The sequence below is a fragment of the Pseudomonas promysalinigenes genome (genome assembly GCF_014269025.2).
Taxonomy (GTDB): Bacteria; Pseudomonadota; Gammaproteobacteria; order Pseudomonadales; family Pseudomonadaceae; genus Aquipseudomonas; species Aquipseudomonas promysalinigenes.
In genome coordinates this window covers 3,142,283-3,167,638 of the sequence record NZ_CP077094.1, presented here as the reverse complement: position 1 = coordinate 3,167,638, position 25,356 = coordinate 3,142,283, and the positions used below count along the sequence as shown (strand labels likewise).

At 60.8% G+C, this 25,356-nt stretch carries 22 protein-coding genes; 7 read left to right on the top strand and 15 right to left on the bottom strand.

Going from position 1 to position 25,356, the window contains the following annotated elements; genetic code table 11:
* From nuoC to HU725_RS14510, 5 genes are all read right to left on the bottom strand, one after another.
* A complete protein-coding gene (gene nuoC / locus HU725_RS14530; protein WP_060480264.1) occupies positions 1-1,782 on the bottom strand; it encodes an NADH-quinone oxidoreductase subunit C/D in 1,782 nt (593 codons plus the stop codon).
* Between the two features lie 79 nt (positions 1,783-1,861).
* Positions 1,862-2,539, bottom strand: coding sequence for a NuoB/complex I 20 kDa subunit family protein (locus HU725_RS14525; protein WP_027920598.1), 678 nt, complete (start codon positions 2,537-2,539; stop codon positions 1,862-1,864).
* 10 nt (positions 2,540-2,549) lie between these two features.
* Entirely contained in the window at positions 2,550-2,963 is a 414-nt protein-coding gene (locus tag HU725_RS14520; protein ID WP_011534614.1) for an NADH-quinone oxidoreductase subunit A, read from the bottom strand.
* An 872-nt stretch (positions 2,964-3,835) separates the two neighbouring features.
* Positions 3,836-5,161 carry an isocitrate lyase gene (aceA, locus tag HU725_RS14515; protein WP_060478034.1) on the bottom strand — a complete coding sequence of 442 codons (1,326 nt, stop codon included), beginning with the start codon at positions 5,159-5,161 and terminating at the stop codon, positions 3,836-3,838.
* Between the two features lie 487 nt (positions 5,162-5,648).
* Positions 5,649-6,383: a secretin N-terminal domain-containing protein gene (locus HU725_RS14510; RefSeq protein ID WP_225915489.1), complete on the bottom strand. Its 735-nt coding sequence runs from the start codon at positions 6,381-6,383 to the stop codon at positions 5,649-5,651.
* Between the two features lie 140 nt (positions 6,384-6,523).
* Here HU725_RS14510 and HU725_RS14505 point away from each other — a divergent pair, with 140 nt between their 5' ends.
* On the top strand, positions 6,524-7,684 hold the full coding sequence (locus HU725_RS14505) for an ATP-binding protein (protein ID WP_060478032.1): 1,161 nt from the start codon (positions 6,524-6,526) through the stop codon (positions 7,682-7,684).
* Between the two features lie 91 nt (positions 7,685-7,775).
* Positions 7,776-9,215 carry a SulP family inorganic anion transporter gene (locus HU725_RS14500; protein ID WP_186478006.1) on the top strand — a complete coding sequence of 480 codons (1,440 nt, stop codon included), beginning with the start codon at positions 7,776-7,778 and terminating at the stop codon, positions 9,213-9,215.
* Between the two features lie 114 nt (positions 9,216-9,329).
* On the opposite strand, the gene fusA is transcribed toward HU725_RS14500, so the two are convergent.
* Together fusA and HU725_RS14490 are read right to left on the bottom strand one after the other, a co-directional pair.
* Complete coding sequence (fusA, locus tag HU725_RS14495) at positions 9,330-11,441, bottom strand: elongation factor G (protein WP_060478030.1); 2,112 nt, start codon at positions 11,439-11,441, stop codon at positions 9,330-9,332.
* Between the two features lie 73 nt (positions 11,442-11,514).
* The gene (locus HU725_RS14490; protein ID WP_186478007.1) at positions 11,515-11,940 is read right to left on the bottom strand and encodes a hypothetical protein; all 426 of its coding nucleotides are present in this window, start codon (positions 11,938-11,940) and stop codon (positions 11,515-11,517) included.
* Positions 11,941-12,124: 184 nt separating this feature from the next.
* On the opposite strand from HU725_RS14490, the gene HU725_RS14485 reads away from it, so the two are divergent.
* Entirely contained in the window at positions 12,125-12,427 is a 303-nt protein-coding gene (locus HU725_RS14485; protein ID WP_186478008.1) for a hypothetical protein, read from the top strand.
* Positions 12,428-12,430: 3 nt separating this feature from the next.
* Here the strand turns inward: HU725_RS14485 and HU725_RS14480 are convergent, their stop codons facing one another.
* Together HU725_RS14480 and gcvA are read right to left on the bottom strand one after the other, a co-directional pair.
* Entirely contained in the window at positions 12,431-13,681 is a 1,251-nt protein-coding gene (locus HU725_RS14480; protein WP_186478191.1) for a 2-aminoadipate transaminase, read from the bottom strand.
* Between the two features lie 102 nt (positions 13,682-13,783).
* The gene (gene gcvA, locus HU725_RS14475; protein ID WP_186478009.1) at positions 13,784-14,683 is read right to left on the bottom strand and encodes a transcriptional regulator GcvA; all 900 of its coding nucleotides are present in this window, start codon (positions 14,681-14,683) and stop codon (positions 13,784-13,786) included.
* A 262-nt stretch (positions 14,684-14,945) separates the two neighbouring features.
* Here gcvA and HU725_RS14470 point away from each other — a divergent pair, with 262 nt between their 5' ends.
* The 4 genes from HU725_RS14470 (at position 14,946) to HU725_RS14455 (ending at position 18,125) form a co-directional block, all read left to right on the top strand.
* The gene (locus HU725_RS14470; RefSeq protein ID WP_060478028.1) at positions 14,946-16,328 is read left to right on the top strand and encodes an amino acid permease; all 1,383 of its coding nucleotides are present in this window, start codon (positions 14,946-14,948) and stop codon (positions 16,326-16,328) included.
* A gap of 56 nt (positions 16,329-16,384) precedes the next feature.
* Positions 16,385-16,885 (top strand): PaaI family thioesterase, encoded by a 501-nt coding sequence (locus HU725_RS14465; RefSeq protein WP_060478027.1) that lies wholly within the window; start codon positions 16,385-16,387, stop codon positions 16,883-16,885.
* A gap of 74 nt (positions 16,886-16,959) precedes the next feature.
* On the top strand, positions 16,960-17,655 hold the full coding sequence (locus tag HU725_RS14460; protein WP_186478010.1) for a glutathione S-transferase N-terminal domain-containing protein: 696 nt from the start codon (positions 16,960-16,962) through the stop codon (positions 17,653-17,655).
* Between the two features lie 38 nt (positions 17,656-17,693).
* A complete protein-coding gene (locus tag HU725_RS14455; protein WP_186478011.1) occupies positions 17,694-18,125 on the top strand; it encodes a GNAT family N-acetyltransferase in 432 nt (143 codons plus the stop codon).
* A gap of 36 nt (positions 18,126-18,161) precedes the next feature.
* Here HU725_RS14455 and HU725_RS14450 read toward each other — a convergent pair whose 3' ends face one another.
* The 6 genes from HU725_RS14450 to HU725_RS14425 are packed head-to-tail and all read right to left on the bottom strand — an operon-like array spanning position 18,162 to position 25,349.
* The gene (locus HU725_RS14450; protein WP_186478012.1) at positions 18,162-19,616 is read right to left on the bottom strand and encodes a right-handed parallel beta-helix repeat-containing protein; all 1,455 of its coding nucleotides are present in this window, start codon (positions 19,614-19,616) and stop codon (positions 18,162-18,164) included.
* A 3-nt stretch (positions 19,617-19,619) separates the two neighbouring features.
* A complete protein-coding gene (locus HU725_RS14445) occupies positions 19,620-20,747 on the bottom strand; it encodes a polysaccharide lyase (protein WP_186478013.1) in 1,128 nt (375 codons plus the stop codon).
* Positions 20,738-22,141, bottom strand: coding sequence for an alginate O-acetyltransferase AlgX-related protein (locus HU725_RS14440; RefSeq protein WP_186478014.1), 1,404 nt, complete (start codon positions 22,139-22,141; stop codon positions 20,738-20,740). The genes HU725_RS14445 and HU725_RS14440 overlap by 10 nt, the downstream gene beginning before the upstream one ends.
* A 27-nt stretch (positions 22,142-22,168) precedes the next feature.
* Complete coding sequence (locus HU725_RS14435) at positions 22,169-22,798, bottom strand: alginate O-acetyltransferase AlgF (protein WP_060478022.1); 630 nt, start codon at positions 22,796-22,798, stop codon at positions 22,169-22,171.
* A 19-nt stretch (positions 22,799-22,817) separates the two neighbouring features.
* The gene (locus HU725_RS14430) at positions 22,818-23,912 is read right to left on the bottom strand and encodes an alginate O-acetyltransferase (protein ID WP_186478015.1); all 1,095 of its coding nucleotides are present in this window, start codon (positions 23,910-23,912) and stop codon (positions 22,818-22,820) included.
* Positions 23,913-23,921: 9 nt separating this feature from the next.
* The gene (locus HU725_RS14425) at positions 23,922-25,349 is read right to left on the bottom strand and encodes an MBOAT family O-acyltransferase (RefSeq protein ID WP_060478020.1); all 1,428 of its coding nucleotides are present in this window, start codon (positions 25,347-25,349) and stop codon (positions 23,922-23,924) included.
* Positions 25,350-25,356 lie beyond the last annotated feature (7 nt).

The following is a 25,356-nucleotide window of genomic DNA, read 5'->3' as shown; positions in this document are numbered from 1 at the left end:
TTAGCGGTCCACGTCAGCCATAACGAAGTCGATACTGCCCAGGTACGCAATGAGGTCGGCGACCATGCTGCCTTTGATCACCGAAGGGATCTGCTGCAGGTGCGGGTAGCTCGGGGTACGGATCCGGGTGCGGTAGCTCATGGTGCCGCCATCGCTCGTCAGGTAGTAACTGTTGATGCCCTTGGTCGCTTCGATCATCTGGAACGACTCGTTGGCCGGCATGACCGGGCCCCACGAGACTTGCAGGAAGTGCGTGATCAAGGTTTCGATGTGCTGCAGGGTGCGCTCTTTGGGCGGCGGCGTAGTCAGCGGGTGATCCGCCTTGTACGGGCCTTCCGGCATGTTGCGCAGGCACTGGTCGATGATGCGGATACTCTGGCGCATCTCCTCGACGCGGACCATGCAGCGATCGTAGGCATCGCCGTTGTGGGCCAGGGGCACTTCGAACTCGAAGTTCTCGTAGCCGGAGTAGGGGCGCGCTTTGCGCAGGTCGAAGTCGCATCCGGTGGCACGCAGGCCGGCACCGGTGGTACCCCAGGACAGGGCCTCTTTGGTGTTGTAGGCAGCAACGCCGATGGTACGACCCTTGAGGATGCTGTTCTGCAGGGCAGCCTTGGTGTACTCGTCAAGGCGCTTGGGCAGCCATTCGACGAAGTCCTTGACCAGTTTGTCCCAGCCGCGCGGCAGGTCGTGAGCAACGCCACCGATGCGGTACCAGGCCGGGTGCAGGCGGAACCCGGTGATTGCTTCGATCACCGTGTAGGCGCGCTGGCGGTCGGTGAAGGTAAAGAATACCGGGGTCATGGCGCCGACGTCCTGGATGTAGGTACCCAGGAACAGCAGATGGCTGGTGATGCGGAAGAACTCGGCCAGCATGATGCGGATCACGTCGACCTTTTGTGGCACCTGAATGCCGGCCAGCTTCTCGACCGCGAGCACGTATGGCAGGTTGTTCATCACCCCGCCGAGGTAGTCGATGCGGTCGGTGTAGGGGATGAAGCTGTGCCAGGACTGGCGTTCGGCCATTTTTTCGGCGCCACGGTGGTGGTAGCCGATGTCGGGCACGCAATCGACGATTTCTTCGCCGTCCAGCTGCAGCACTATACGGAAGGCGCCGTGGGCAGAGGGGTGGTTGGGGCCGAGGTTGAGGAACATGTAGTCCTCGTTCGCGCCCTGACGCTTCATGCCCCAGGCTTCTGGGTTGAAACGCGCCGATTCTTCTTCGAGCTGCTGCTTGGCCAGGGTCAGGCTGTAGGGGTCGAACTCGGTGGCACGGGCCGGGTAGTCCTTGCGCAGCGGGTGACCTTCCCAGGTTGGCGGCATCATGATGCGGCTCAAGTGCGGGTGGCCGGCAAAGTCGATGCCGAACATGTCCCACACCTCACGCTCGTACCAGTTGGCATTCGGCCAGATGCTGGTCACCGACGGCAGGTTCAGGTCGCCCTCGCTGAGCGAAACCTTGATCATCACATCGCTGTTACGCTCGATCGACAGCAAGTGGTAGAACACGCTGAAGTCGGCAGCTGGCAAGCCGCGGCGCTGGGTGCGCAGGCGCTCGTCGACGCCGTGCAGGTCGTACAGCATGCTGTACGGTTTGGCCACGCCCCGCAGGAAGCTGAGCACTTCCTTGAGCTGAGCGCGCTTGACCCACAGTACGGGCATGCCGGTGCGGGTCTCTTGGGCGACGAATGCGTCGGCGCCAAAACGGTTGTGCAGTTCGACGACCACATCCTGGTCGTCTGCCTTGTAGGGCGGAATGAAAATAGCGTTGTCCGCTGTCATGGTCTCGGTCGCTTTGGGTCAGCGTTAAGAATGAAGCCAGGCCGCCGGCTCTTTAGGGAGCGGGCGGCAGGTCGCTGGATCAGACTTCGTCGGGGCTGCGCAGGTTGGTAACCGCAATGCGCTGTTCACGACGCAAGTCTTTCTGGGCTGGCATTTCGGCACGGTAGATGCCTTGATCACCAACCACCCAGGAAAGCGGGCGTCGCTCTTGGCCGATCGACTCCTGCAACAGCATCAAGCCTTGCAGGAAAGCCTCAGGGCGCGGCGGGCAGCCAGGTACGTAGACGTCCACGGGGAGGAACTTGTCGACCCCCTGAACGACCGAGTAGATGTCGTACATGCCACCGGAGTTGGCGCACGAGCCCATGGAGATGACCCATTTAGGCTCGAGCATCTGTTCGTACAGGCGCTGGATGATCGGCGCCATTTTCACGAAGCAGGTCCCGGCGATGACCATGAAGTCGGCCTGACGCGGCGATGCCCGGATGACCTCGGCGCCGAAGCGAGCGATGTCGTGGGGCGCCGTGAAGGCCGTGGTCATTTCCACGTAGCAGCAGGACAGGCCGAAGTTGTACGGCCAGAGGGAGTTCTTGCGACCCCAGTTAACCGCGCCACGCATCACATCTTCAAGTTTGCCCATGAAGATGTTCTTGTGGACCTGGTCTTCGAGCAGCTGGTCGGTGACGGTTTCCCGATCACCTACCGGGTACTGCTCATTGGGCGCATCCGGATCGATTCTGGTGAGATTGTATTGCATTGCCAAAGCCTCATTGTTTCAGCTTCGCTTGCCGCTTGCGGCGACCTTCGGGAGCCCAGTCAAGGGCCCCGACGCGCCATAGGTAGACAAGACCTGCCAACAGAATTGCTATGAAAACGAGTGCTTCGACGAATCCGGTCCAGCCGCTTTCGCGGACGGACACAGACCATGCATACAGGAAGAGGGCTTCGATATCGAAGATCACGAACAGCATCGCGACCAGATAGAATTTGGCGGACAGGCGCAGGCGGGCGCTGCCGACGGGCAGCATGCCGGATTCGAAGGGTTCGTTCTTGGCGCGGCCCCAAGCCTTGCTACCAAGCAGGCTGGAGAGGCCGAGCATGAAGGCACACAGGCCGACGACACCCAAAAGGAAGATGGCAAAGCCCCAGTTGTGGGCGATGAGTCCTGCCGAATCGGACATGCGAGAAATCCTTATACAGAGACCCAGCTCTGCAGTCTGAAATAAGTAGAGCGGCGACGAGGTGTCGCAGGTGCAGTGACCAAATGTCGCAGCTGAATCAATCGGGCTGATTTTATGGGTAAAGCCCCAGCAAGTAAAATTTCCGTTGCAAATTTATTCCTAGGTTTTAGAGCAAAACCCGCGCCTAACTGGCTGAAAGCCTTGAAATTCGGGCATTGCATGGGGTTTTGTTAATTATGTTTCTTGCGACTGGTAACGAATTACAAGTCTCGTAATGATAATTAATATCATTTGCCCTGCTGCTTATTAGTTCGATTCTACGCCCCTTGCAAAGTTGATATGCCTACTTGCCCTTTTTGCAGGCGCGAAAAAGTAGGTGTTCTAGCACCCTCCAGCGCCACGCGCACCGCTCTGGATCAATAATTGTTGCGTCAGGTCACTGATGCATCGTTTTGCGCGGGTGCCAGCACAGCATAGCTGCTGGCTGGAGATGTGGGGTGAGGGCTGCTAGGGGATGGCGGAATTGATTTAGCGCCTGTGAGATCGAGCGCCGCCCGCGCGGCGCATCGCGAGCTGCGCTCGCTCCTACGTTTGTTTCGGGCCAATTGATCCTGTGGGATTTGCGCGCGGACGCCTTGGTGCATGGCGCGAGATAGCGTCGTATGAACCAGGCGGTCGCGCGCGCCTGTCACAGGCGTTACTGGCCCGAAACAAGCGTAGGAGCGAGCGCAGCTCGCGATGCGCCGCGCGGGCGGCGCTCGATCTCACAAGCGCTGCAACCCTCGCGCCATGCACAAGCGCCACCACGCTGCATAAAAAAAAGGCCCAGGGCTATCGCAAGCCCCGGGCCTTTGCTCATCAGCAACCCCCTATCAGTGGAACTGCTCTTCCTCGGTCGAACCGGTCAGTGCAGTCACCGACGAAGCGCCACCCTGGATCACGGTGGTCATGTCGTCGAAGTAGCCGGTGCCCACCTCTTGTTGGTGCGCCACGAAGGTGTAGCCTTTGTTGGCGTCGGCAAACTCCTGTTCCTGCAGTTTCACATAGGCGGTCATGTCGTTGCGGGCATAGTCATGCGCCAGGTTGAACATGCCATGCCACATGTTGTGAATACCGGCCAGCGTGATGAACTGGTGCTTGTAACCCATGGCCGACAGCTCGCGCTGGAATTTGGCGATGGTGGCGTCGTCCAGGTTCTTCTTCCAGTTGAACGAAGGCGAGCAGTTGTACGACAGGATCTGGTCCGGGTACTCCTTCTTGATCGCTTCGGCGAAGCGACGGGCCTCATCCAGATCCGGCTTGGCGGTTTCGCACCAGATCAGGTCGGCGTAAGGGGCGTAGGCAAGGCCGCGGGCGATCGCTTGGTCGAGGCCAGCGCGCACCTTGTAGAAGCCTTCACGGGTACGCTCGCCAATCACGAACGGCTGGTCGTACGGATCGCAATCGCTGGTCAGCAGGTCAGCGGCATTGGCGTCGGTACGGGCCAGGATAATGGTTGGTACCCCCGACACGTCGGCAGCCAGGCGCGCGGCTACCAGCTTCTGCACCGCTTCCTGGGTCGGCACCAATACCTTGCCACCCATGTGGCCGCATTTTTTCACCGAGGCCAGTTGGTCTTCGAAGTGCACGCCGGCAGCGCCTGCTTCGATCATGTTCTTCATCAGCTCGTATGCGTTCAGCACGCCGCCGAACCCGGCCTCGGCGTCTGCGACGATCGGAGCGAAGTAATCGATGTAGCCGTCGTCGCCAGGGTTCTTGCCGGCTTTCCATTGAATCTGGTCAGCACGGCGGAAAGCGTTGTTGATGCGCTTGACCACGGTGGGGACCGAGTCCACCGGGTACAGCGACTGGTCCGGGTACATGGACTCGGCCGAGTTGTTATCTGCAGCCACCTGCCAGCCGGACAAGTAAATGGCCTGGATGCCGGCTTTGACCTGTTGCACTGCCTGGCCGCCGGTAAGGGCGCCCATGCAGTTGACGAAATCTTTTTCGGGGCGGAAGGACGGGTGAGCACCTTCGGTGACCAGCTTCCACAGTTTTTCAGCGCCTTGGCGAGCAAAAGTGTGCTCGGGCTGGATGGAGCCACGCAGGCGAACGACATCGGCGGCGGAGTAGGTACGGGTCACGCCTTTCCAGCGCGGGTTCTCGGCCCAGTCTTTCTCGAGGGCTGCAATTTGCTGTTCGCGTGTCAGTGCCATGGAAATAAACCTCGTCGCATCGATCTTGGGTTAATTGTGCTGATGCTCGGGGCGAAGCAGGGGCCAGGCGGGTGTCTGTCAGGGCGTGCGGCGGCGAACGCGAAGGCTCGAAGGGGAAGGAGGTGCAGGCCAGGCGCCAGTGTGCTCCGGCAGGTCGGCTCGTGGATGCCTTGCTGCGGTGCGACGCGATTGCCAGAACTGCGGTGATGCGCTTCCGTCCCTCGGGACAACTTCTTCGTTGCAGTCGCAATCCCGTCGAACCGCCTTGTGGGCCGTATAGACACGAGACGCCTCCAGGGGTGAGAGGAGTGCGCCTCGAAGGCCCTTGTCAGGGCCCCTGATTAGCGGGAGCGAGGCCATCATGCCCTTGGGAAAAACACCCTGTCAAACGTTTTGTAGTGCTTTTTTTCTATTACTACATCTTTGGTCTAATGCGACTTGGCAGTCAGTTTCGAGGCCTTTGGTCGAGGCCTTGAATTTGCAGGGATCAGTCCAGAAGCTCGACTTTGACCCGCAATGTCATGTTTTCACCCCGTTGGGTGCTGTATGTACGGCTCGAAGGGTCGCGTTCGGCTTGGCTCTGCTGGTTGTAACCGGCCAGGGTGATCCATTCGCCAAGCCTTCCGCTGACTGTCGTGTCGGTGCTTTGTACCTTCACTACATCAGCACGTTCCTGGATCAATCGATCATTATTGCTGCTGATTTGCAGGCGAACCCTGTCCCCGATCAGGCTCGGCGTAACATAAAAACCTTGGGTTACATTGCGGTACTCAGTGTTGCTTTGGACGCGACCGTAGCCGTCGGTGCTGGTGCTGGTGATCGGGATGCTCTGGCCGATCTGGATCAGTGCCGGTTGGCCTTCGCTGGCCTGGATCTGTTGCAGGCCGCCCTCGCGGTTGCTGGTGCCGTAATGGATCACCTGGCCTTCGCCGCGGGTGTCCTGGTAATTGCTGTCGCTGTTGTCGACGCTGATCACCAGGCGCTTGGGTACAGTGTCCAGTTGCTGTAGCAAGGCGCGTAAGTCGTCGATGCGCTCGGCGCTGGCATTGACGATCAGCTTGTTCTCGAAAGCGCTGACGGTACCGTCGCGGCCGATCAAGGCCTGGGCGGCCGGCAGCAGTTCGGCGCTGCTGCGATGCTGCAGCGGCACAACTTCGGTGGCGGCCAGCGCAGGTACGCTGACTGCCAGCAGCAGCGATGCGAATAGAGGGCGTAGCGGCATGTTCATGTTCTCCGCGATTGGAATCCACATGATGGCAAATTTGCCAGCCGTTTGCCGGGCTCGGGTCACGCACGGTGCTTTATCTGATTTTATCTTGTAGGCTATAAATTATAGTCAGCAGGATAATTCAGGATAATCCCATGTCGCCCTCCCGCCCGCTTTTGCGTCGTGAACCGCTTGCCAAGGCGCTGGCGCAGGACTTGGCCGGTGAGTCCCTGGTGGACTACAGCTCCGGTATGTTTCTGGCTGCACCCAGGCGTACCGGCAAAAGTACCTTCCTCAATAATGATTTCATCCCGCAGTGCAGGCTGCGGGGTTGGCTACCGGTGTATGTCGACCTGTGGTCAGATCGGGACGCAGCTCCGGCTGATCTGATCAGCGGGGCGATTGGCGCGGCGTTGAGTAGTTTCGAGGGCGCCCTGGCGAAGGCGGCGAAAAAAGCCGGCATCGACAAGATCAACCTGCTGCGCACCCTCAGCTGGGACTTCACCAAGCCCCAGTTACCCGCAGGCACTACCCTGGCCCAGGCGCTGGCAGTACTGCATCAGATCTCAGGGCAAATGATAGTGTTGATCATCGACGAAGCTCAGCACGCTCTTAACAGTGAGGATGGCCTTAACGCCATGTTCGCCCTCAAGGCCGCCCGTGACCATCTCAACCGGGGCGACTGCCCGGACGGTCTGCGCCTGGTGTTCACAGGGTCCAGCCGCGACAAGCTCGCCAACCTGGTGCTCAAGAGCAAGCAGCCCTTCTATGGGGCCAGCATTACCCCGTTTCCATTGCTAGGCCGGGAGTACGTCGGCTTCATTACCGAGTTGTGGAACCAGCGCCTGGCCGACAGCAACCAGTTCAAGGTACAGGACATGGAGTATGCGTTCGAACTGGTTGGGCGGCGGCCGGAAATGCTCAATAAACTGCTGGCTGAGGTCAGTGTCGGGCTGGGCGAAGCGGCCAACCTTGGAGAGTTGCTACGCACCGGTGCACTCAATCACCAAGCTGGAGTCTGGAGCGATTACGAAAGTGCCTGGAACGAGCTTTCGCCCTTGCAACAGGCAGTGCTTCAGGTGATGGCCGAGCGAGCGCAGAGCCGACAGCCGTTCTCGCCATTCACCGAGCACACCTTGCTGCAGATAACGCGCAAGCTTGAGCAGGGCGGCGTGGAGGTCACAGCCAGTACGCCGAACGTGCAAAAGGCTCTGGACGCCCTGCGCGACAAGGAACTGGTGTGGAAAGCCAATCGCGGCGAATATGCCTTGGAAGATGCTTCGATGGCCCAATGGCTGACCCGCAGCCTTTGCTGAAACACCTTGCGCTGGCCGCTGTCAGACGAATTCCGTAACATCGCGCCCCCGATTCATCGCCCGTCCGCCTGGACCGCACCACAGGATACCCATGAAGCCCGCCCGACTACGTGCCGACCTGCTCGCCGGCCTGACCACCTCGTTCGCCCTTGTTCCCGAGTGCATTGCCTTTGCCTTGGTAGCCCATCTCAACCCTTTGATGGGGCTGTATGGTGCCTTCATCATTTGCACGCTGACTGCGTTGTTCGGCGGTCGCCCAGGAATGATATCCGGGGCTGCAGGCTCCATGGCGGTGGTCATCGTCGCGCTGGTGGTGCAACACGGTGTGCAGTATCTGTTGGCCACGGTCTTGCTCGGCGGTGGGGTGATGATTCTGTTCGGCTTGCTGCGCCTGGGCAAGTTGGTAAGGCTGGTGCCTTATCCGGTGATGCTTGGCTTCGTCAATGGCCTGGCGATCGTCATTGCCATGGCTCAGCTGGAACACTTCAAGGAGGGTGAGCATTGGCTCAAGGGCACATCGCTGTATCTGATGATCGGCCTGGTGGCGCTGACCATGCTGGTGGTCTACGTGCTGCCGAAGCTGACCCGATCGGTGCCCCCAGCACTGGTGGCGATTCTTGGAGTTGGCGCACTGGTGTACCTGCTCGATCTGCCCACGCGCACCCTTGGCGACATGGCGCACATTGCCGGCGGCTTGCCGCAACTGGCGCTGCCGGATGTGCCTTGGAGCTTGGAAACCCTGAAGATCATTGCGCCTTATGCGGTGCTGATGGCGATGGTGGGCCTACTCGAGACGCTACTTACATTGAACCTAACCGACGAGATCACCGAAAGCCGCGGTTACCCGGATCGCGAGTGCGTGGCGTTGGGTGCAGCCAACATGGTCTCCGGACTGTGCGGCGGTATGGGTGGCTGCGCCATGATTGGCCAGACCGTGATCAATCTCAGCTCCAATGGCCGTGGCCGGCTCTCGGGCGTGGCGGCCGGGGTGATGATCCTGCTGTTCGTGCTGTTCCTGTCGCCGCTGATCGAGCGTATTCCGCTGGCGGCGCTGGTCGGGGTGATGTTCGTGGTGGCCCAGCAGACCTTTGCCTGGGCGTCGTTGCGAGTGCTGCACAAGGTACCGCTGAGCGACGTGCTAGCGATCATCGCGGTAACGGTAGTGACTGTGTTCACCGACCTGGCCATGGCGGTGCTGTTCGGCATCGTCATCGCCGCCGTGAATTTTGCCTGGCAGCATGCTCGCGAGCTCTACGCCGACAGCCATCAGGACGGCGAGGGCAAGCATTATCAGGTACATGGCACGCTGTTCTTTGCCTCGGTCACGCCCTTTCTCAACCAGTTCGATCCAGCCAATGACCCGGCCAAGGTCACCCTAGACTGCCAGCATTTGAGTTTTGTCGATTATTCGGCCATCGCTGCATTGCAGACCCTGCGTGAGCGCTATGAAAAGGCGGGTAAGCACCTGCGCGTGGTGCACCTGTCGGAGCGCTGCAAGAAGTTGCTCAGACGCGCGGGCGAGCAGCACTGAAGGAAGGTGCTGGTACTTTCGCGACTAAAGCCCACGCAGGTTGGTGGGCACCTCAAAGCATGCATTCGCCCCTGTGTGCGGCCATAGCCGAGTGGGCCAGCGCAGAACAAAGGCTTATTCTGCGCGATTCTTCTTCACGATCGCGTCGGCGATACTTGCCGGCGCCTCGGCGTACCGGGTGAACTCCATGGAAAAACTCGCCCTACCTTGGGTCATCGAGCGCATCGAGGTGGCGTAGCCGAACATCTCGCCCAGCGGTACTTCAGCACGAATCACTTTGCCGGCCGGCGTCTCGTCGCCGTCCTGGATCATCCCGCGGCGCCGGCTCAGGTCGCCCAGAATATCGCCTTGGTACTCCTCCGGCGTTACCACTTCAACTTTCATCACCGGCTCCAGCAGCACTGCGCCGCCTTTTTGCGACAACTGCTTGGTGGCCATGGAGGCGGCGATCTTGTAGGCCATTTCATTGGAGTCAACGTCGTGGTACGAGCCATCGAACACTGCTGCTTTGAGGTTGATCAGCGGGTAGCCGGCCAGCACGCCATTCTTCATCTGTTCCTCGATGCCTTTCTGGATTGCCGGGATGTACTCGCGCGGTACCACGCCGCCGACGATTTCGTTGATGAACTCCAGGCCTTCGGCGCCTTCATCGCCCGGAGCGAACCGAATCCAGCAATGGCCATACTGGCCGCGCCCGCCAGACTGGCGCACGAAGCGGCCTTCGATCTCGCAGGTGTTGCGGATCTTTTCGCGGTAGGCCACCTGCGGCTTGCCGATATTGGCATCGACGTTGAATTCACGCCTCATGCGGTCGACGATGATGTCCAGGTGCAACTCGCCCATGCCAGAGATGATCGTCTGGCCGGTTTCTTCGTCTGTGCGCACGCGGAAGGAGGGGTCTTCCTGAGCCAGCTTGCCCAGCGCTATGCCCATTTTTTCCTGGTCGCCCTTGGTTTTGGGCTCCACTGCCACCGAGATCACTGGGTCGGGGAAGTCCATGCGTTCGAGGATGATGGGCTTGTCGATGTCGCATAGCGTGTCGCCGGTAGTGACATCCTTCATGCCGATCAGCGCGGCGATGTCGCCGGCGCATACGTCCTTGATCTCGGCGCGCTGGTTGGCATGCATCTGCACCATCCGGCCGATGCGTTCCTTCTTGCCTTTGACCGAGTTGAGCACAGCATTCCCCGAACTGAGCACGCCTGAATACACACGGGCGAAGGTCAGGGTGCCAACGAACGGGTCGGTGGCAATCTTGAAGGCCAGGGCAGAGAAGGGCTCCTTGTCGTCGGCGTGGCGCTCCAGGTGCTTGTCTTCATCGTCCGGGTCGGTGCCCTTGATCGCTGGGATTTCCGACGGAGCAGGGAGGTAGTCGATAACCGCATCGAGCATTAGCGGTACGCCCTTGTTCTTGAACGAAGAGCCGAGAATGGTCGGAACGATTTCATTGGCGATGGTGCGCTGGCGCAAGGCGGCCTTGATTTCATCGATGCTCAGCTCTTCACCCTCCAAAAACTTGAGGGTCAGCTCATCATTGGCCTCGGCGGCGGCCTCGACCATGTGTGCGCGCCATTCATCGGCCAGCGCCTGCAATTGAGCGGGAATCTCTTCTTCGCGGTAGCTGGTGCCCTGGTCGTTGTCGTTCCAGTAAATGGCCTTCATCTTCACCAGGTCGATCTGGCCGATGAAGTTTTCTTCGCTGCCGATGGCCAGCTGAATCGGCACCGGGTGGTGGCCCAGGCGCTGATCGATCTGCTTGACCACCCGTAGAAAATCGGCACCCTGGCGATCCATCTTGTTGATGTAGGCCAGGCGTGGCACGTGGTATTTGTTGGCCTGGCGCCAAACCGTCTCTGACTGCGGCTCGACCCCATCCGCGCCACTGAACACCACGACCGCGCCGTCGAGCACGCGCAGTGAACGCTCGACTTCAATAGTGAAATCGACGTGGCCGGGTGTGTCGATGATGTTGAAGCGGTACCTATCGGGAAACTGCTTGGTCGAGCCTTGCCAGAATGCTGTAGTTGCCGCCGAGGTGATGGTGATACCGCGCTCCTGCTCTTGGGCCATCCAGTCCATGGTCGCGGCGCCGTCGTGCACCTCGCCCATCTTATGGTTGACCCCGGTATAGAACAGAATGCGCTCGGTAGTGGTGGTCTTGCCCGCATCAACGTGGGCGACGATACCGATATTGCGGTACAGCTCGATGGGGGTTGTGCGGGCCATGGTGGACTACCTGCGGCGGTACGGATTCTCCCACGGTAGCAGAGCAGGCGAATCTTGCTTGACCGTCGGGCCGTCAGTCCGCCTGCGCTTGCAGCACCCACTGGCCGTCGATTTCGCGGGCCAGCCCGCTGGCGGGCAACAGGACCAGCAGGCGTTCGTGCAAGGCAGGTTCGGTGAAGGTCTTGAGGGTGCTGAAGTCCAGCGCGCCAACCAAGCTCAGATCGGCTTTGGTGTAGGACAGCCAGGCCTTTTTCAGAACTTGCGCCACGTCGCTGCCAGCAGTGCTGGCAAAGCGGCGGTGCCATTGGCGGCCTTCGAAGGTGAAGGTGTGCGCGTGGCTGTAGCCGCTTTGGTCGCAGCCTTCGGCACAGCGGTGACAACTGCACGGGCCTTCGCCGAAGGCGTTGCGCAGATAACTGTTGAAGTCCACGACGGGCTTGAGGGTCAGGCGTTTGTCGACCTCGAACAGGTCGGCGATCATGGGTTGTTCGGCGCTCACGCAGGTGTCCTCGTGTGGTATGGCGTACATCGGCGGGCACCCTAACAGATCAGCCCCTTCAGATCACCTGTTGCAGGCTGGCCTGTTGGTGCAGGCCACCTGTGAGGAGGCTGGTAGAGACAACTGGAATCACCTGCCGTACTCTACGCGCCTTCACGCTTAGACATTTTTCGAGGTAACCCGCTTGAGCACCAAGTACCCTTACACTGCCACCGTGACCGTCAGCGCCGAAGACCGCGGGGGCGATACCGAGGCCTCGGAAAACCCCGGCATGCGTGTTGGCCTGGAAGCGGTGACCGAAACCCTGAAAAAGGTGCATTTCGTCGGTACGCTGGCAGCCTCGGAGAAATCGGCAACGCACATCTGCGTAACGCTGGAAAACGGCCTTACCTACTATGGCCCGATCGTCAACGGCCATGCCGAACTCGAAGGCGGCTGGATCGCCTTCGAATCCGACATGCTCACCCCGGAAGAACTGGGCCTGTAAGCTTCACTCGAGCTCGGCCAGGCACTGCTCGAAGATATCCAGCCCCTGCTCGAGTACCTCAGCTTCGATGGTCAGCGGCGCCAATAGGCGAATGATGTGCCGTGCCTTGCCGCTAGGCATCAGCAACAAGCCTTTGGCCCGTGCGGCCTCCACCAGCTTGGTCAGCTGAGCCGGTGCAGGGCTGCCGTCTGCATTGACCAACTCGATGCCGCGCATGGCGCCTGTACCGGTCAGGCGGCCGAGGTATGGGCTCAGGCCAGCGGCCCTCCAGCGGGCATGCCTGGCCACAATCGCCTGCTCTTGGCGTTCACCCCAGGTAGCGATGTTCTCGTCGGTCATCTGCGCCAAGCTGGCCAGTGCCGCCGCACAGGCGATCGGGTTGCCCGAATAGGTTCCTCCCAGGCCACCCTTGGGCAGGGCGGCCATCAAGTCCTGGCGCCCGACCACTGCGCCCAGCGGCATGCCACCGGCAATGCTCTTGGCCAGCAGCAGCAAGTCCGGCTCGATGCCCAGGCGCGGGAAGGCAAAGCGCTGGCCAGTGCGGCCAAAACCGGACTGAATTTCGTCGATGATGATCAGGATCCCATGCGCGTCGCAGAACCGCCGCAGCGCCTGGGCGAATGACGGGTCCAGGGCGAGGAAGCCCCCTTCGCCCTGCACGGGCTCGAAGACGAAAGCCGCTACATCTTCCACCGCCAGCTCCACGCTGAACAGGCGCTCCATGGCCTTGAGCGCCTGCTCGCAGCTGACGCCGGTATCTGCGCTGGGATAGGGCAGGTGATAGACGGGCCCCGGCAGCTCACCGACCCGCTGCTTGTATGGCGCGACCTTACCGTTGAGGTTCAGGGTGGCGAGGGTACGGCCATGAAAGCCACCGTCGAAGGCGATGATGGCGCGTTTGCCGGTGGCTGCGCGTGCCACCTTCAGAGCGTTTTCGGCGGCTTCGGCACCGCTGTTGGTGAGCATGCCTGCCAGCGGGTAGCTGACCGGCACGAACTGGCTCAGGCGCTCCATCAATTCCAGATAGGGGCCATGAGGCGCGGCGTTGAACGCGTAATGGGTCAGGCGGCTGGCCTGGGTCTGGATCGCTTCGACCACAGCCGGATTGCAATGGCCCAGGTTCAGCACGCCGATACCGCCGACAAAGTCGATGTAACGCTTGCCATCGGTATCCCAGACTTCGGCATTGCGGCCATGGGAAAGTGTAATCGGGTGAACGATGGCGATGGATTGACTGATACTTTCCAGCTTCATGGGCACGCGGACCTTGTTCATGTTTCCTATTATCCAAGCGCGCCGCGGTATTATTCTGCAAACGAATTATTCGATTGCGATCATTCCCTGAATTCGCGATCTTTACTGGTCGTGCTCGGCCACCCGCTCGCGGATCCACTGCACGAACGCTTTGACCTTGGGCACTTCGGCGGCATGTTCGGCATGGGCGATGAAATGCCGACCGTTGCTTGGCACCGGGTGGTCCCAGGCGATCACCAGCTTGCCTTCGCTCAGTTCCTCGGCCACCAGGTAGCGTGGGATCAGAGCGACCCCGCAGCCGGCGATGGCCGCGCGGATGCACAGGTAGAACGTGTCGAAGCGTGGGCCGTGGTAGCTGTTCTGGCTATGTAGACCCAACCCCTGGAACCATTCGTGCCAAGCTTCAGGGCGCGATGCGCATTGCAGCAGGCGGTGTTCGATGAGCGCCTCTGCGCTGTCGAACCGGTGCCGGGCCAGCAGCTCTGGCGCGCACACAGGAACCACGTCCTCGCTGAACAACGCGATGCATGTGGCGCCGGGCCAGGTGCCCTGACCGAAAAAGAACGCGATGTCAGCTTTGGCCTGCACCAGGTCGAATGGCTCCAGTTCGTTGCGAATGTCCAAGTGAATGCGAGGATGGCGCTCGCCGAAACCCTTGAGTCTAGGTATCAGCCAGCGTGCGCCGAAGGTCGGCTGGGTCGCGATGCGCAGCACCTCGGTCTCGTCGCCGTAGCTGAGGATGTAACGGCTGGAGATGTCGATCTGGGTGAGGATCTTGTTCACTTCAGTGAGGTACAGCGCCCCAGCCGGAGTCAGGTGCAGGCGCCTGCGAATCCGTTGGAAAAGCGAATGCGACAGCATCTCTTCAAGCTGCGCGACCTGCTTGCTGACGGCGCTCTGGGTCAGGTGCAGCTCTTGGGCTGCACGGGTGAAGCTCAGGTGCCGGGCGGCAGCTTCGAAGCACTGCAGGGCAGTGGTCGAGGGCATCAGGCGTTTGGACATAGCAAAGGCGTACCCAGCAAAAAAGGAAAGAGTTCATTCCGCAATGGAATCATGTGTTTCGAAAAGGTCGTTTGTTGACCTCGCCTTATAGATTAATACTGACCTTGAACAACGATTACAACCGGTACCGCAAAGAGGAGGGCTATGCGCAACCGGCGATATAAAACAAAAACAACGAACACCCTATTACCTGAATTCTGCTTCAACTTTCAGCCGCCACGGCCGAGTGCCGTATAGCGGCCGACCCATTCGAGGGTTCACCATGGTTTCGCCAAATAAGAACAAACAGCGGTCCTTGCAGCACGGCCTGACTTCGCGTCAGGTGTCGATGATTTCAATCGCTGGCATCATTGGTGCCGGCCTGTTCATTGGCTCATCGAACGCCATCGCTACCGCCGGCCCAGCCATCCTCATTTCCTATGCCATGACCGGCTTACTGGTGCTGCTGGTCATGCGCATGCTGGGGGAGATGGCCATTGCCAACCCCAATAGCGGGTCGTTCTCCACTTACGCCAGCGAGGCGATCGGCCCTTGGGCCGGCTTCACTATTGGCTGGCTTTACTGGTGGTTCTGGGTATTGATCATTCCGGTCGAGGCCATCGCTGGCGCAGACATCCTGCATGCCTATTTCCCCGACGTGCCGTCTTGGTTGTTCGCCTTTGTGATCATGGTGGTGCTGTCGGCCACCAACCTGATCAGCGTCAAGAACTTCGGTGCGTTCGAGTACTGGTTCGCATTGGTCAAAGTGGTCGCGATCATCGCCTTCATCGTGGTCTGCAGCCTGGCGGTGTTCGGCTTCTGGCCGCTGGCCGAGGTATCTGGCATTGGCCATCTTTGGCAAAACGGTGGGTTCATGCCCAACGGTTTCGGCACAGTGCTCGGTGGGGTGCTGATCACCATCTTCTCGTTCTTCGGCGCTGAGATCGTCACCATTGCGGCCGACGAAACTGCCAACCCCAAGGACAAGATCCGCCGTGCCACCAACCTTGTGGTCTACCGCATCGCGATCTTCTACCTGGCGTCGATCTTTCTGGTGGTGTCGCTGGTGGCTTGGAACGATCCGAGCCTCAAGGCAGTGGGCTCGTTCCAGCGAGTGCTTGAGGTGCTGAACGTGCCAGGCGCCAAGCTGCTGGTCGATCTGGTGGTGCTGGTGGCTGTGACCAGTTGCATGAACTCTGGCCTGTACACCGCTTCGCGCATGCTCTATTCACTGGGCGCCCGCGGCCAGGCTCTGAGCATGACCAAGCGTATTTCTGGTGCCGGTGTGCCGACCGTTGCGGTGATCGTCTCCACCCTGGCAGGCTTCGTCGGTTGCTTCGTGAACTATGTACTGCCAGGCAAGGTGTTCGGGTTCCTGCTGTCCACCACCGGTGCCATCGCATTGTTGGTGTACCTGGTGATCGCCGTGTCGCAATTGCGCATGCGGGCACGTGCCGAGCGGGAGGGGCGTGCACTGGAGTTGAAGATGTGGTTGTTCCCTTGGCTGACCTGGCTGGTCATCGGCACTATCGTCATGGTCCTGGGCTACATGCTGCTCAGCGACGCCTATCGCTACGAGACGTTGATGACCGCTGGCGTGACCGCATTCATCCTGCTGGTGTCGCTGACCCAGAAGGGTGGAAAGGCGCTCGCCCAACCGGCTTGAGCTTCTGCTTTAATGGGGGCGTTTCGCGCCCCCATTTCAACAAGCACAGGCAGCGTATGAACGATCCGATTCCCTCCCTTCAAGCACTGGCCGCACCCGAAGGTACCTGTTACGGCTGCGGCTGCTCCCACCCAAGTGGGCTGCACCTGCAAAGCTACTGGGATGCCGACGGCATTCACCTGCTGTGCCGGCATTCACCCGACAGCACCTTCATCGGCTGGCCTGGCCTGGTCTATGGTGGCCTGCTGGCCATGTTGGTCGACTGCCATTCGAACTGGACGGCGATGGCGCATCACTACCGCGCCGAAGGCCGGGAAGCGGGGAGCCTGCCGCGCATCGATTGCGTTACCGCAAGCCTTGGGCTGAACTACCTCAAACCTACCCCCATGGGCGTGGAGCTGCTGCTCAGGGCCCGGGTCGAAGGTGAAGTCGGGCGCAAGACGCGGGTGATCTGTGAAGTCTGGGCCGGCGATGTGCTGACGGTGAGTGCCGACTCGGTATTCGCGCGGGTGGATACCGAAAAGCTCAAACTCAAGGCCCATGGCAAGGCCAGTTGATCAATGGCCGGTGATGGTCAGCCGCGCGGGATGTCACTACAGTGGTACGTCCACCCCCAAGGCTAAAATTGACCATGACCGACTTGAGTGCTTTCCCCATCACCCGTAAATGGCCCGCCAAGCATCCCGAGTGGCTGCAGCTGTACTCGCTGCCCACTCCCAATGGCGTGAAGGTCTCGATCATGCTCGAGGAGATTGGCCTGCCCTACGAGCCGCACAAGGTCAGCTTCGATAGCGATGACCAGTTGAGCCCCGAGTTCATCTCGCTGAGCGCCAATAACAAGATTCCGGCCATCCTCGACCCCAATGGGCCAGGCGGCCAGGCGCTGGGGCTGTTCGAGTCGGGGGCAATCCTGCAGTACCTGGCGGAGAAAAGCGGCCAGCTGCTGAGCAACGACCCGGCCCAACGTTATCAAACCCTGCAGTGGCTGATGTTCCAGATGGGCGGCATCGGGCCGATGTTCGGCCAGGTGGGCTTCTTCCATTTCTTCGCTGGCAAGGAATACGAGGACAAGCGCCCCCGTGACCGTTATGTCAATGAATCGAAGCGTCTCTTGGGTGTGCTCGATCGGCACCTGAAGGGGCGTGATTGGATGGTCGATGAATACAGCATTGCCGATATCGCCATTTTCCCATGGGTGCGCAACCTGGTAGAGCGCTACAACGCCCGCGAACTGGTGAGTTTCGATCAGTTTGCGCAGGTGCAGCGGGTATTGGCGAAATTCCTCGAGCGCCCGGCGGTACAGCGTGGCCTCAATATCCCAGCCTGACCAGCGAGGCTGAACCTCGAACGCCGCAGGTGTGCAGCATGCCCGTTGAATTGATTGGCGCAAGCGATGCCCATCGCGACTTCGCCCGTGACCTTACTCGGCGGGCGATGTTGCCCTATTACCACGAGTTCGGCCTATTGTGGGTCGAGGAGGCCTTCGATCAAGCGTGGGCTTGGCGCGAGCAATGGCTGGTGATGCAGGATGATCAGGTGCTGGGTTTTTGTAGCCTTAGCCAGGATCGGCAGGCACTGTTCATTCGTGAACTGCACCTGAGTGAGCAACACCGGGGGCGAGGGGTAGGCAGTCAGGTGTTGCAGACACTGGCGGGATGGGCCGCGCAGCGCCGTTTGCCGCTGCTGCGATTGATGGTGTTCAAGAGCAACCCGGCGCGGCAGTTGTACCTGCGCCAGGGTTTCATCGACATGGGTAACGATGAGTGTTTTGTGAGGATGCAACGGACCATTGGTTGACCGCTGCCGGCCCGGCAAATCACTGCAACCGATACCTCATGGCTGCCTTACCCGCACCGTTGCGCCCTGGCGAACAGTCGCCTCTAGCAGCTGCCCTTGCAGCGGCAACAAGTCACCAATCAACAGGTTCTGCAACAACGGTTTGCCGTCGAAGCTGTTGCCGCCCAACACCACGTCCCGAACCCCCTCGACCCTGACCAGCGCCTTGCCGACCCGGCCAAGGCGGTTGCCACTGAGCAGCAACGGCCCGGCCAGCGGCGTCGTATTGCGCAGGCTGACGGCGTATTCGGCGGTATTGCCGATACGGTTGTCCAGCAGGGCCACGGCGCCGACCTCGCTGGCGTCCACTGCGCTGCCTTGGCTGCTGGCCAGCAGGTTGTCGTCGATTACCAGTGGCGCCGCCGCAGTTGGTGTCAGGCTGCGCAACTGAATGCCGTTGCCGCGGCTGTCGCCGATGCGGTTGCCAGCCAGCAGCACTGCGCCCTGTTGTTCGGTGATTTCGATCCCAGCCTTGGTCGCGCCAAGGATAAGGTTGTCTTCGACCAAGGCCCGCGTCTTGCCACGCAGTCGTACGCCGCTGTTGTTGTCGATGCCACGTAGTTGGTTGCCTTGCAACTTGACCTGGCTGTTCTGCACATCCACGGCGTATTGTTGCGAGCGCTCGAACTGGCTGGTGCTGATGGTCGCCTGGCTATGCTGCAACTCCACCGCCGTGGACATTTCGCTGAACTGGCTATCGCGGATGATCACCGTGGCCAGGCGAGTACTGGCTGCCTGCTGAGAACTTAAGGCGGTGGTCAAGCCCCGCGAGAGGTTGGCGTTGTAGCCCAGGCGCTTGAGGGTCGAACCCAGCACCTGGGTATGGCTGCCAGCCCAGGCCACAACGAAGGGCCGCCACGCGCGGTCGGTGCTAGCCGGTTTGTCGCCGGCCATGCTCTGCAGGCTGGACTGGTTCAGGCTAAGCCAGCCCTGGTTGATCAGTGCCGTACCGGAGAAGCTCGCCAGGTACAGACTGGTGCCTTCAAGGACCAGGCCGGCGTCGCTGCCGATCATCAGCGGGTAGCTCAACAGGTAGCCGTCTTTGTAGCGCTTGAGCACTCGCGGGTTGTTGAGTGCGTCATGCAACTGCGCCAGCGTGATACTGCCACCACGCAGCATCACCACTTGTGGGTGGTGTGCCTGATAACCGGCGATGGCGCGGAACAGGCCGTTGTTGACCAATGGCTCGAAGGGCCAGCTGCCGGCCTGGGAAGAAAACATCGGTTGCAGGCTGACACTGGCACGCCCGGCCGGGCGCTGCCGTTCGGTTTGCTCAAAGGCGACTGCCTGGCGCACCTGCTGGCGCAATTGATCGGCCTTGAGCTGGCGTTGCTCAGCCGGCAGGGTATCGACGATCTGGTTGGCCGGTAGCGCCTGGCTGGCGGCCTGGGCAGCGCCTGCCAGCCACAGCGCAGCCAGGCAGGTGATGGAAAAGCGGGCGAGGGCAGCCATGGGTCAGCTCCTTGATCCGGGCAGAGGGGAATAGAAGGCTTTGATCGGGCCGCCGAGCTGGCTGTAGTTGTCCACCTCGCCGTCTTGGCTGTCGTACAGCTGACGCGCCAGCGCATGGCCAGGATTGCGCTGCAGAAACGGGATCAGCCACGCCATCTTGTATGGCGCCACATCGCTTTGCGACTGGCCTTTGAGTTCCGGTAGGTCGGCGGGGTCGAGCACCGTGCGCGCGGCGAAATTGGCCAGCAGGTCGAGTGTCTGCTGGTCTTGGCTGCTCCACGGCAGGCCGTTGGCGCGCGCCGACTCGCTCAGCAGCACCAGCGGCACCAGGGCGTACTGGCTGTAGTTGGCTGCCAGCTTGCTGCGCGCCACCTCCAGCGGCAGGTAGGCGTAGTTGCCCTGGTTGGAGCGCACGGCCTGAGCCAGGCCGCGGCGCAAATTACCATCGGCCCAGCGGATGAAGTCGTCGCGGCCAACCAGCATGCCGGTGGCTGCCACCGCCCAGGCTGCCCAATAGTCGTGGTTGTTGAAGTACACGCCGCTGGCGCTGCGGCGGGGGTCGTATTCACGGATCACCAACTCGCCAAGGTCGGTGAACCAGGTACGCTGTGCATCGCTCAGTTGCAGCTTGCCGTTGCTGGCTGCCTGGGTAAGCAGCACGGTGCCAGCCATGGCCGCAAGCGCCCATTTGCGCGCCGCCATGCCGGTGCCGGTGGCATCAGGGTTGAGCAGGGCGCCAGCGTCGGCCCAGCGCTGCAGCCACTGGTCCTGACAGGCCAGCGCCATGTTGGCGTCCTGCGGCTTCTTGGCGCCCTGGAAGCGCTTGCTGGCGTAGATCAGGCCGCCGACGAACTGCTTGACCTGCTTGCCGATACGTTCACTGTCGGCGTCGGGGCTGCTGCGCAGTGTCGACTTGCTTGCATCGCGCTGGTCGTACTTGCTCTGCAGGCGCAGGCTGCCGGTAAAAGGTGCTGGCGGTTCCTTGGTGCAGACCAGGGTACGGTAATCGGCAATCATGGCCGATTGCGGCGTGGGGTGTGCCGGCCAGATGGACTGCGCCGCATGGGCGTGGGGGAACACGAGGCTCATGGCCAGTAACCCGATGCCCGGTAATAGTTTGCTCATAGGCATAGACGGGTCTCCACGGCGGTCGCTGCGGTACCGGCCTTGGTCGGCTCCATGAATACCGATAACAGGTTGGCGCCGGCGAATTCCGGTGCTTTGCTCAGTTCCAGATAATATTGGCCGCCAGTCACCGCCGCCTCACGGCGGAACCACACCTTGTCCCGCGCGCCGTTGTCGTAATAGACGATGATGTAGAAATCCTTGACGTTCTTGTCGCTCAGACGAATGTCCAGAAAGCCTTTGGAAAGCGACTGGCGGCCACTGCCCGCATTGCTCAGCAGCTCGATGCGCTCACCCACCTTCAAGGCCGGACGCTTAAGTTTGCTTTCCAGAACCTGCTGGCTTGCCGCGCAGCCGCCTTGAATGGCCGGCACCAGTTGCCGGTACATCAACGGCGAGTCCAACCGGTAGTTGGCCGGCAGCTCCCAGACGATCAGCTTGGGCGGTGCCTTGGGCTTGTAGTCGCTGGACAACAGGTATTCGAGCAGCGAGCCGTCTTCGCCAACCCCAGGCAGGGCATAGTTCAGTACGTCGACGTTCAGGTATTGCTTGAGGTAGCCGTCGAAGTTGAACTGCTTGCTTTCGTCCTCGCGGGCGGCGGCGTTACTGTCACCCACCAGGATCACCTCAGGGTCCGGCGCGTCATCGAACAGCGCATCGCCGCCACTGGCCACCGGAACCGTCTGGTAGCCACGCACGTACTGAAAACCATAGTTGTTGCCGCACAGTGAACTCATCGCCAGGTTCAGCGTGCCGTCCTTTGGCACCATCACGCCCGGCTCGGTACGGTATTGCTTTTTGGTCAGCCCGGCATAGAACGGTTGGCGACGGATTTCTTCGGCCATCAGCTTCGCCGTGGCCTCAGCCCCAGCTGGTGTCCAGTGGTGGTCACGGCGGAAGAAGTACTCGCCTTTGGGCGGCTGCTGTACCAGTTGCATCATCGGCGCTACCACCGCGCCGCTCTGGCGCAGTTGGCCAAGGTAGGTGGCGAGATTACCGCTGGCGCGGGCGTAGTCGAAACCGTGCAGCTGGTTGGCGAACAGCTTGTCGCGGTGCATCAGCCCGCGGGTCGGCTGGATCGCCATGGCCACATGAATGCCCTGGCGTTCGAACGCATGCATCAGGCGCGCGAACTCCGGGCGCATCGGTGCTGGAATACCGAATTCATTGGTCAGGTCTACGGCCGAACGGAACAGCCAGCGATCCTTGCCAGGCACGATCTCGCGCATCAACTTCATGCGCCCTTCGGCATAGCGTTGCGGGTCGCTCAAAGCCGGGCACACCATGCACTGCAGGTTCTCGCAACCAGGCTTGCCCGCCTGGGCGGGTTGCGCGGCCTGGCTGGGCAGGCTGAGCAGCGCGATGGCAACGCTCAGGGCAACAGGTACAAGGGTCTTCATGTGCCATTCATCCTTGCTGAGCAATCGTCACTCGGTCGGGTCGATGCTGTTGGCCAGGGTCATGCTGCGGTTGCCCGGCAGCAGTACGTAGCTGTACGAGCGCCCCTTCTTCAGGAACTGCTCGTCGAAACTGGCAACTTTGGTGTCCTGCTGGTAGGCAGCGAAGTCGATCTTGATCTCATTGACCATGCGCGTGCCGGTCTCACCATTGCCCAGGGTCTGCACCACGTCGTGCTTGCCATCGGAGGTCTTCAGCGCTGCCGGGTTCTGGGTCAGGTTATAGAAGGCGATCTGCGCCTTTTTCGGCTCATTGACGTACTTGTCGCTGATCAGCTTGAGCTGCTTGCCGTCGTACACCACGGTGCTCGCGGCATTGGCCTTGAGCTGGGGTTCGATGGATTTACCGGCGATGGTGATCTTGTGCGGGCCTGCGGGTGTGAACCGATAGCCGCTGAGCTGCCCGGCGGCGACCCGCTGCGGGTTGACCTTGCCACTGAGGCTGACGTCGATGTTGCTGTCGGACAGGTTCAGCACCCGCACGAAGGCCGAGTCGGCAGGGGCCACGGCGTCGTATAGGTCAGCGTTGCCCTCGGCAGCCAAAACGGTATGGCCGGCGGTGGCCAGGGCGATGGCGGTGAACAGGTGGGTAAGCTTCATTCGGACTCTCCTTGATTCGTCAGAAATGCTGGGGCGCAGCGCTACGGCTAAGTGAGCCTGGGCGGTGGGCGAGCAGGGTGCGTAGCGGGAATTCCCACACCACGGTGTCGATCTGGGTACTTGCCAGTTGATCGCTGGCGAGGAACTGGTTCATCGCCTCGAACGGGCCCCGCGCTTCCACGGCAATGCTCAACAGGTCGCGGTTGAGCGCTTCCTTGAGAAAGCCGACGAAGTTCCAGTCGTCGATCTTGCTGTAGCTGGTGCCGACCAGCATCAGGCTCTGGTCTTGTTCGGCGAACAGGTCGTCGGCACCTTGCTCGGCCTTGAGGGTTTCGTAGAGGGCGATGGAGTTGGGGCCGAACTGGGGGGCCAGGCGGGCGTGGTCGAACTGGATGTAATTCATCAAGTCACCCTTGACGCTTTTGTCGCCGGCCTTGTGCGAAACGTAGACTTGGTCGCCGAGCAATTGCGGGCGCTGACGTGCCAATTCATAGGCCGACAGCCGTGCGCCTTCAGGGCTCCAGTGAGTGTCGGACTTGAGAAACAGCTGTGGGCCTTCAAGGTTGGCGAGGAAGGCCGCACGCAACGGCACCACATCCATCTGGCGGCCTTGCAACTCGCTGACAAAGCGGTCGTAGAGGCTGATTACCCGTGGGTCGAAAGCATGCTGGGCGTGGGCTGCGTAGACGTCGAGCTTCATCGGCAATGGCAGAATAACCAGGTGCTTGCCATGCTCTGCCAGTTGCAGGCGCACCTTGGCGATCTGCTCAAGTTGTGCCGCCAGATTGGCGTCTAGATCGTTGGGTACGCGGTATTCCTGATTGGTGTAGAGCCAGCCATCTTTGCCAAGTACCACGCCCTTGGTGCCTTCTCCAAACAGATGGAACTGGGCGTCGGCCCACAACTCAACCGACGGGTCGCGCAGGAAGAAGCGCTTGTCGTAGGCTTGCTCGAACTTGCGCAGCAGTTTGCCGTCGACGAACAGGTTCCAGGTGTCGGTCGAGGTGCGCGCAAAGCTGAACACCGGCGGCAGCGAATAGAGGAACATGGCCGCCAGCACCACAATGAACACAATGCCGTTGGCCTTGCTGGCCGAATTCATCACCGGATACATGGCGTTCTCCTAGAACTGAAAATACAGAAAGGGTGAGAACGAGTTGGCTGCCAGGCTGCTCAGGGCCAGCAGGAAGCCCCCCCACAGCAGCACGCTGTGCAACGCGCCGACATGGCGCATGAAGTAGCCTTCCTTGTTGCCGGCGTAGAAGCGCAAATTATTGATGCCGGCCAGCAGCAGCCAGGCCAGCGCCACCAGAGCGAAGGCCATGGCCATCTTCGAGGCACCCAGCACATACAGCTCCAGCGAGCCGAAGCCGTTGAAGCCGAACAACGCCTTGTAGATATCGATGCTGTGGCGCAGGTCCATGGTGAAGAACAGCGGCATGCTCAACAGGATCAGCAGGCCGGTGCGCAGGTGTCGGCCGAGCTTGTAAGGCGCGCCAACCTTGGTCGCCAGGTTGAACTTGCGCTCCAGCACCATGCCAACGCCAAAGAACAGGCCCCAGCAGATGAAGGCGAAGCTCGCGCCGTGCCACAGGCCCGACAGCAGCATGGTCCAGATCAGCGCCGGCATTGCACCGGCCACCCGTTTACGCACCAGCGGCATGTACACGTAGTCGCGCAAAAAATGCGCCAGGGTCATGTGCCAGCGTGCCCAGAACTCGGTGATGCTCTGCGCCACGTAGGGCTGGTTGAAGTTCTCCGGGAAGCGAAAGCCCATCATCAGTGCCAGGCCCAAGGCCATGTGGCTGTAGCCGGCGAAGTCGAAATACAGCTGCAGCGTCGAGATCACCAGGCCGAACCAGGCGTCGCTGAACTGCAGCGTACCTTCGCTGACGAACAGCACGTTGATCGGTGCCAGGCGGTCGGCGATCAACACCTTCATGATGAAGCCGAGCATGAAACGGCAAACCCCCAGCGAAAACAGCTCCAGCGAGTGGGTGCGCTCGCGCAGCTGTGGCGCCAGCTGGCTGTAGCGCAGAATTGGCCCGGCCACCAGGTGCGGGAACAGCGCGACGAAGGCGGCGAAGTCGATGAAGTTGCGTGTGGGTGTAGCGTCCTTGCGGTAGATGTCGACGATGTAGCTAAGGGCATGGAACACGTAAAAGGAAATGCCCAGTGGCAGGAAGATGTTCTCCAGCGTCCAGGTATTGATGCCCAGCGGTGCGAGCAGCATGGCCAGTACTTCGGCGCCGAAATTGGCGTATTTGAAATAGCCCAGGGTCGACAGGTTGCCGGCCACACCGATCCACAGAAGGCGCAGAGCCATGGGTTTGTCGCCGGCATCCAGGCGTGCCTTGATACGCAGGCCGAACCAGTAGTTCCAGTAGGTGATACCGACGAACAACAGCAGGAAGTCTGGCCGCCACCAGGCATAGAAGATGTAGCTGGCGGCGACGATCACCGTTGACCGCCACTGCGCTTTGGCCAGGAAGTACACGGCCAGGAACAGCGGCAGGTAGAGGAACAGGAACACATTGGAGGCGAAGATCATGGCACGG

What these genes read in the sequence shown, in the direction of transcription:
- nuoC (WP_060480264.1), bottom strand. Translation starts at nt 1,782, where the DNA reads ATGACAGCGGACAACGCTATTTTCATTCCGCCCTACAAGGCAGACGAC.
- HU725_RS14525 (WP_027920598.1), bottom strand. Translation starts at nt 2,539, where the DNA reads ATGCAATACAATCTCACCAGAATCGATCCGGATGCGCCCAATGAGCAG.
- HU725_RS14520 (WP_011534614.1), bottom strand. Translation starts at nt 2,963, where the DNA reads ATGTCCGATTCGGCAGGACTCATCGCCCACAACTGGGGCTTTGCCATC.
- aceA (WP_060478034.1), bottom strand. Translation starts at nt 5,161, where the DNA reads ATGGCACTGACACGCGAACAGCAAATTGCAGCCCTCGAGAAAGACTGG.
- HU725_RS14510 (WP_225915489.1), bottom strand. Translation starts at nt 6,383, where the DNA reads ATGCCGCTACGCCCTCTATTCGCATCGCTGCTGCTGGCAGTCAGCGTA.
- HU725_RS14505 (WP_060478032.1), top strand. Translation starts at nt 6,524, where the DNA reads ATGTCGCCCTCCCGCCCGCTTTTGCGTCGTGAACCGCTTGCCAAGGCG.
- HU725_RS14500 (WP_186478006.1), top strand. Translation starts at nt 7,776, where the DNA reads ATGAAGCCCGCCCGACTACGTGCCGACCTGCTCGCCGGCCTGACCACC.
- fusA (WP_060478030.1), bottom strand. Translation starts at nt 11,441, where the DNA reads ATGGCCCGCACAACCCCCATCGAGCTGTACCGCAATATCGGTATCGTC.
- HU725_RS14480 (WP_186478191.1), bottom strand. Translation starts at nt 13,681, where the DNA reads ATGAAGCTGGAAAGTATCAGTCAATCCATCGCCATCGTTCACCCGATT.
- gcvA (WP_186478009.1), bottom strand. Translation starts at nt 14,683, where the DNA reads ATGTCCAAACGCCTGATGCCCTCGACCACTGCCCTGCAGTGCTTCGAA.
- HU725_RS14470 (WP_060478028.1), top strand. Translation starts at nt 14,946, where the DNA reads ATGGTTTCGCCAAATAAGAACAAACAGCGGTCCTTGCAGCACGGCCTG.
- HU725_RS14465 (WP_060478027.1), top strand. Translation starts at nt 16,385, where the DNA reads ATGAACGATCCGATTCCCTCCCTTCAAGCACTGGCCGCACCCGAAGGT.
- HU725_RS14460 (WP_186478010.1), top strand. Translation starts at nt 16,960, where the DNA reads ATGACCGACTTGAGTGCTTTCCCCATCACCCGTAAATGGCCCGCCAAG.
- HU725_RS14455 (WP_186478011.1), top strand. Translation starts at nt 17,694, where the DNA reads ATGCCCGTTGAATTGATTGGCGCAAGCGATGCCCATCGCGACTTCGCC.
- HU725_RS14450 (WP_186478012.1), bottom strand. Translation starts at nt 19,616, where the DNA reads ATGGCTGCCCTCGCCCGCTTTTCCATCACCTGCCTGGCTGCGCTGTGG.
- HU725_RS14445 (WP_186478013.1), bottom strand. Translation starts at nt 20,747, where the DNA reads ATGCCTATGAGCAAACTATTACCGGGCATCGGGTTACTGGCCATGAGC.
- HU725_RS14440 (WP_186478014.1), bottom strand. Translation starts at nt 22,141, where the DNA reads ATGAAGACCCTTGTACCTGTTGCCCTGAGCGTTGCCATCGCGCTGCTC.
- HU725_RS14435 (WP_060478022.1), bottom strand. Translation starts at nt 22,798, where the DNA reads ATGAAGCTTACCCACCTGTTCACCGCCATCGCCCTGGCCACCGCCGGC.
- HU725_RS14430 (WP_186478015.1), bottom strand. Translation starts at nt 23,912, where the DNA reads ATGTATCCGGTGATGAATTCGGCCAGCAAGGCCAACGGCATTGTGTTC.
- HU725_RS14425 (WP_060478020.1), bottom strand. Translation starts at nt 25,349, where the DNA reads ATGATCTTCGCCTCCAATGTGTTCCTGTTCCTCTACCTGCCGCTGTTC.